Source organism: Chrysiogenia bacterium, assembly GCA_020434085.1.
In the GTDB taxonomy this organism is placed as follows: domain Bacteria; phylum JAGRBM01; class JAGRBM01; order JAGRBM01; family JAGRBM01; genus JAGRBM01.
Map to the genome: position 1 here is coordinate 1 of JAGRBM010000012.1, position 4,843 is coordinate 4,843.

Below are 4,843 nucleotides of genomic sequence, written 5' to 3' on the forward strand. Positions count from 1 at the left end.
CGGCCCGCGCCGCCGACTCGGCGCCGGCGCGCCGGGCGAAGCTGACCAAATTTATTTCAACCACGTGTCGTAGGGTGTCACGTCACCCGCGGCCCCAAACCCAAGGAGAACCGGATGAAATCCGTGCCTTTTGTAACCTGCCTCTATTCAGGAGCCGACCGGATGGAGTTCGAAGTGGAGATCTGCCAGGCCCGCACACGGGCCACCGAGAAGCTCACCCTCTCACCGGCCGCCAAGGGGAATTTCAAGACCCTGGAGCGTTTTTGCGAGCGCCACGGGCTCGATGTGCGAGACTTCATTCAGAAGCTCTCCAGCGCCTCCGAGGAGCCCGCTCTCTCGATTCTGGGAGGTGGAGCATGAACGTGCGTGTGCCAACCGACCTGAAGCACCTCGCCACCCGCCCCAGAGCCGAGGCCGGCACAGCCGAGGCGGACCTGTGTCCAGGCTGCATTCACGGGGTGAGCGTGGCCTTTCGCTCACGAAAGCCTGAGTGGAGCTGCGCCAAGGGAGTCTTCTCGCTCAGCGAGCGGCGGCTCTCGGGCCCGGTCACCGAGTGCGGGGCATTTGAGAGCATCCGCCGCCAATGAGCGACTTTGCGCGCATCAAGGACGCCGTGCCGCTCCTGGACTTCATCCTTCGCGAGAGCGGCGGCCGGGTCGGAAAGAAATTCTCAGGCTACGTGCAGCTTGAAGCCTGCCCGTTCTGCGGAGGGCACGAATGCTTCAGCGTGCATGACGCAGAGGAGCGCTACTTTAAGTGCTTCCAGTGCGAGGCGCGCGGTGACATCTTCGGCTTTGCCCGTCTCTGGAAGGAGGAGCTTCGCTCCCCTATTGAATCCCTGCGGTACGTTGCGCAGGCCGCGGGAATCGAGATCGGGGATGCCCAGGAGGCTGCAACCCAGACCGCGAAGCAGCGTATCTGGGAGGAGGCGACGCGGTATTTCCAGGGCGTGCTCTTTGCTCCTCGCAATTCCGCGCCGCTTGCTTATTTGACAAGCGCGCGGGGTCATTCACGCATAGTGCTCGAAGAATTCGGCATCGGTTTCACCGACGGCGCGCTGGCGCGCCATCTTGAAAAATCCTTCTCGCACGATGAGCTGCTCTCCTCGGGGCTCGCGCTCAGCCAGGGCGGGCGAGTGCTCGACAAATGGCCTCCCGGCTACTTCGTCTTCCCTCACAAGATGTCCTCACGGAAGGGTTTCGCCGAGATCGGGGATTTCACCCTTAAGCCCTTCGGCGAAGGAAAGCGGCCGATCCGGTTGCAGAGCGAGTATCGGGAGCCCGGCTGTCTGTTCTTTAATCAGGGGGCGCTCTCAGGCGACGAGATCGTGGTCGTGGAAGGGCAGAACGACCTGCTGAGCATTGTCGGGCGCGGCGAATACCCGAACGTCGTCGCCACCTGCGGCCAGCTCACCGAGGGGCAGATTGAGCTTCTCAAGAAATCCTGCAGGAGCATCTGCGCCTGCTTCGACCGCGACGATGCGGGAAAGAAATATTTCAAAAAACTCGAAGCGGCGCTCCGACCCGAGTTGCTCCCGCCGCGCCTTCGCCAGATCGCCGGAGGCGAGGAAACGCGCCTGCGGCGCGTTGAGTGGTTCGGAGAAGCCAAGGACATCGATGAATACCTGCGCGGCAGGCCGCAGCCCGCCGAAGCCTTTGCAAGGCTTCTTTCGGGAGCGCGCGCCCATTACCGGCCGCTTACCGAGTGTCTCTCGATCTTCCGCTCCCATGCTGCCGACCGCAAGCTGAAGTTCGATTCCCCCGAAGCCGCGAAGATTCAGGGCCAGATCATCTTCGAGTGGCTCGGCGGCGAAAAGAGCTTCTTTGTCGAAAGCTCGGGCGCCCAGCGCCCCTATCTCGTCTACAACCACAAGGTCTATCCGCTCACCCAGGAAAACCAGTGGTTCCGCGCACTGCTCTACGACCTGGCCGACATCGTCTGCGCCGAAGCGCGAAGCCGCGCCATCTTCGATACGCTCGAATGCCGCGCACTTCTCGAAGGCCGCCAGATCGAGGTCTCCCCCTGGCTTCACGTTCAGAATGACTCGGAAATCTTCCTGCACACCGCAAGGGCCGATGATGCCGTGCTGCGCATCGCTCCGGGGAGCGTCACCGTCGTGCCCAATGCCGAGAGCTGCCTCCTTCGCCCATCGAACAAGATGCAGCCCATCTGCTTCGATCCCAGTGTGGACATCCGGTCCGCGCTTTCCGATTTTTCCTCGCTCTTCCTAGCGAATCTCGCAACAACTGCCGAGAACCGGCTGTTCATTGCAGGCTGGATCTTCAACGTCTTCATGCTCGGATTCTCGCGCGACCGCGCGATTCTGCAGTTTACGGGCGGCGCGGCCTCGGGAAAGACGACGGCGGCGAACCTGGCGTCCCTGCTCATTTACGGCGAGGACTGGGTGGGAAAATCGAAGACCGCTTCGGACTATGCCGACGGTATGACCAACCCGCTCATGATCAAGGACAATTTAGAAGCCCGCGACATCGACCGCGGGACGCTGAACTTTCTCCTGGCCGCGGCCACGGGAACCGTCAATCAGAAGCGCAAGGGCGGGACTGACAGTGAAAACGTCTACGAGCGCCTCAACAACCAGGTGCTCTGCACTGCAATCGAACCCTTCGAGGCCCATGAGCTCATCACCCGGACGTGGACGATTCACTTCGAGCCCCATCACCGAAGTCCCGCGTTTCAGAAGACGGCCGTGATCGAGCGAATGAAGGAGCAGCGCTCCAAAATCCTCTCGGCCTTCTTTCTGATACTTGCTGGTGACATTCTCCCGACCTATGCCGAGCGGCGCCGGTTCTATCTGGGCCACATCCGCCAGTGCTTTCCGAGCCATTCAAAACAGAGACTCGATGAGTTTCTTGCCGGGCTCTTCGTGCTGGTCGAGGGGCTTCTGAAATACCTCCCCGCCGCCAGGCACATCCCGGCCGACCATGCGACCCGGGCGCTCATTGACGAGACCTTCCGCGCCCAGGAAGAAGTCGCACGGGAGACTGAGGAGCAGACGAGCCCGGTGCTCTTCTTCCTGACCGAGCTCTCCAAGGAATTCTTCTTCTGCGAGAGCAGCAGGAACTTCCAAAGTGAGTACAAGCTGCGCCTGGATGATTCCTGCCTCATCGGGGGCGCCGGCTCGCAGTTTGTCTTCCGCGCCTCCTCCTCCGATCTTTTCGGGGCCTTCAAGTATCTGGCGAAGAAGCGCGGCTTTACCGAGTGTTTCACCAGTGCCCAGCAGCTTGGGGCTCGGCTTTCGGACTCGCGAGAGACGCTCGCTCGCGCGGGCTGGGAAGTCGATGCGCGCATCTCGCGCGGCAACCGGATTTATCACTTCAGGAAGCAGCGGGAGGACGAGGCGTGAGCGAGCCCTTCGTAAGGGTACTCGCCCGCGTCGTCGGGCGCGCTGTTTCCGAAGAGGAGGCGCGCCGGGCGCTGGAGCGAATCCGGACGCTTACCGAAGTCCTGGAAGACATCCGGCGCGGCCGAAACGAAATGCGAAGCAGCAATGCACATCCGCCGGAGAAAAGGGATGAAATCCCCGCAGAAAATGCTTGACTGAAAACCGGGATTTGCCCGATGCTGCGGGGTTGATCGGAAGGAGAGAAAACCGTGCAGGCATCTACAAAGGCTTTCGGGTTTGCCAGAGTGAGCAGCGAAGATCAGGCGCGAGGCGGCATCTCGCTGGGGCTCCAGATGGACGCCATTCGCGCTTACTGCGCCGCAAAGGGCCTCGATCTTGTAAAGACATGGGAAGTGGCCGAGACGGCCAGTTTCGACGATGAGCGCGTGCGCTTCAAAGAGATGCTCGAAGAGTATTCTTCGTCCGAAGAGGTGCCGCACCTCGTCTTCTACAAGGTCGATCGCTCGAACCGGAACACCTGGGACCACGCGCGGCTCGAAGATCTTGTGCGAAAACGCGCCAAGCACCTGCACGCGGCTTTGGATCACTTTCACCTGCACAGGGAAGCGCCGCCGTCGGAATGGGATCGCTTCGAGATGATGGGGCTCTTTGCCAGGAGTGAGACCCGGCACCTCTCGGCCCGTGTGAAGAGCTGCATCGCCCAGCAGACAGCCCAGGGCCACTGGAGCTACAAGGCGCCGCCGGGGTATCGCAAAATCCCCAGAGGCGGCATCGAGCCCGACCCGCTGCAGGGGCCGCTCGTTGCCGAGCTGCTTGCCATGGCGGCAACCGGGAACTTTTCTCTCGACGTGCTCACCAAAGAGTCCTTGCGGCTTGGCATTCGCTACCAGGGCAAAGCGCTCTCGCGCTCAGCGATTCACCGCTGGCTCGTCGATCCGGTTTTCGCCGGGCCCTTCTATTCCAAGGGCACCCTCATCACGAACTACCGGCACACCCCGCTCATTGACTGGCGTACCCACGAGCGGATCAGAGAGCGGCTCTCAGACTACCGGCGGGTTGAGAAGAAGGTCCGCGAGCCCCAGGCGCTGAGCGGGGTCTTGGAATGCGCCGTCTGCGGAAACTCGATCACCTTCTTCTCGGCCAAGAAGGGCCGATACACCTACGGCTTCTGCGGAACCTGCAAGCGAAACGGGGTCAAGCACCCGTTTCTCGATGAGCGCGAGGCGGCCGCGCAGCTGCGCGGCATCGCCGCCCAGGCGATACTGGCGCCCGAGGCGTCCAAGCTTCTTGAGGCCGGGCTCTACGAATATCGAACCCGAAAAACCGAGGCTCTCCAGGCGCGCAGGGCGAGTATTGAAGCCCGCCTTGAGGCTCTCCGGCAAAAGCTCTCCAGAGCCTTCGAGGCGCTCACAGAGGGCGCCGTGGACGGCGAAACCTACGCCCGGAATACCAACGCCTGGCGAAGCGAAAAAGAGAAGC

Annotated in this window: 5 protein-coding genes; all 5 read left to right on the forward strand. The window is 61.9% G+C overall.

The features are described from left to right. The first annotated feature begins 114 nt into the window (after positions 1-114). The gene (locus tag KDH09_00310; protein ID MCB0218107.1) at positions 115-360 is read left to right on the forward strand and encodes a hypothetical protein; all 246 of its coding nucleotides are present in this window, start codon (positions 115-117) and stop codon (positions 358-360) included. Further along, a complete protein-coding gene (locus KDH09_00315) occupies positions 357-587 on the forward strand; it encodes a hypothetical protein (protein MCB0218108.1) in 231 nt (76 codons plus the stop codon). The genes KDH09_00310 and KDH09_00315 overlap by 4 nt, the downstream gene beginning before the upstream one ends. Then, positions 584-3,364: a toprim domain-containing protein gene (locus KDH09_00320; GenBank protein MCB0218109.1), complete on the forward strand. Its 2,781-nt coding sequence runs from the start codon at positions 584-586 to the stop codon at positions 3,362-3,364. Before KDH09_00315 ends, KDH09_00320 begins: the two co-directional genes overlap by 4 nt. Beyond that, a complete protein-coding gene (locus KDH09_00325) occupies positions 3,361-3,558 on the forward strand; it encodes a hypothetical protein (protein ID MCB0218110.1) in 198 nt (65 codons plus the stop codon). The genes KDH09_00320 and KDH09_00325 overlap by 4 nt, the downstream gene beginning before the upstream one ends. Positions 3,559-3,612: 54 nt before the next feature. Continuing rightward, positions 3,613-4,843 (forward strand): recombinase family protein (locus tag KDH09_00330; GenBank protein MCB0218111.1); only part of this gene is annotated, 1,231 nt, incomplete at its 3' end.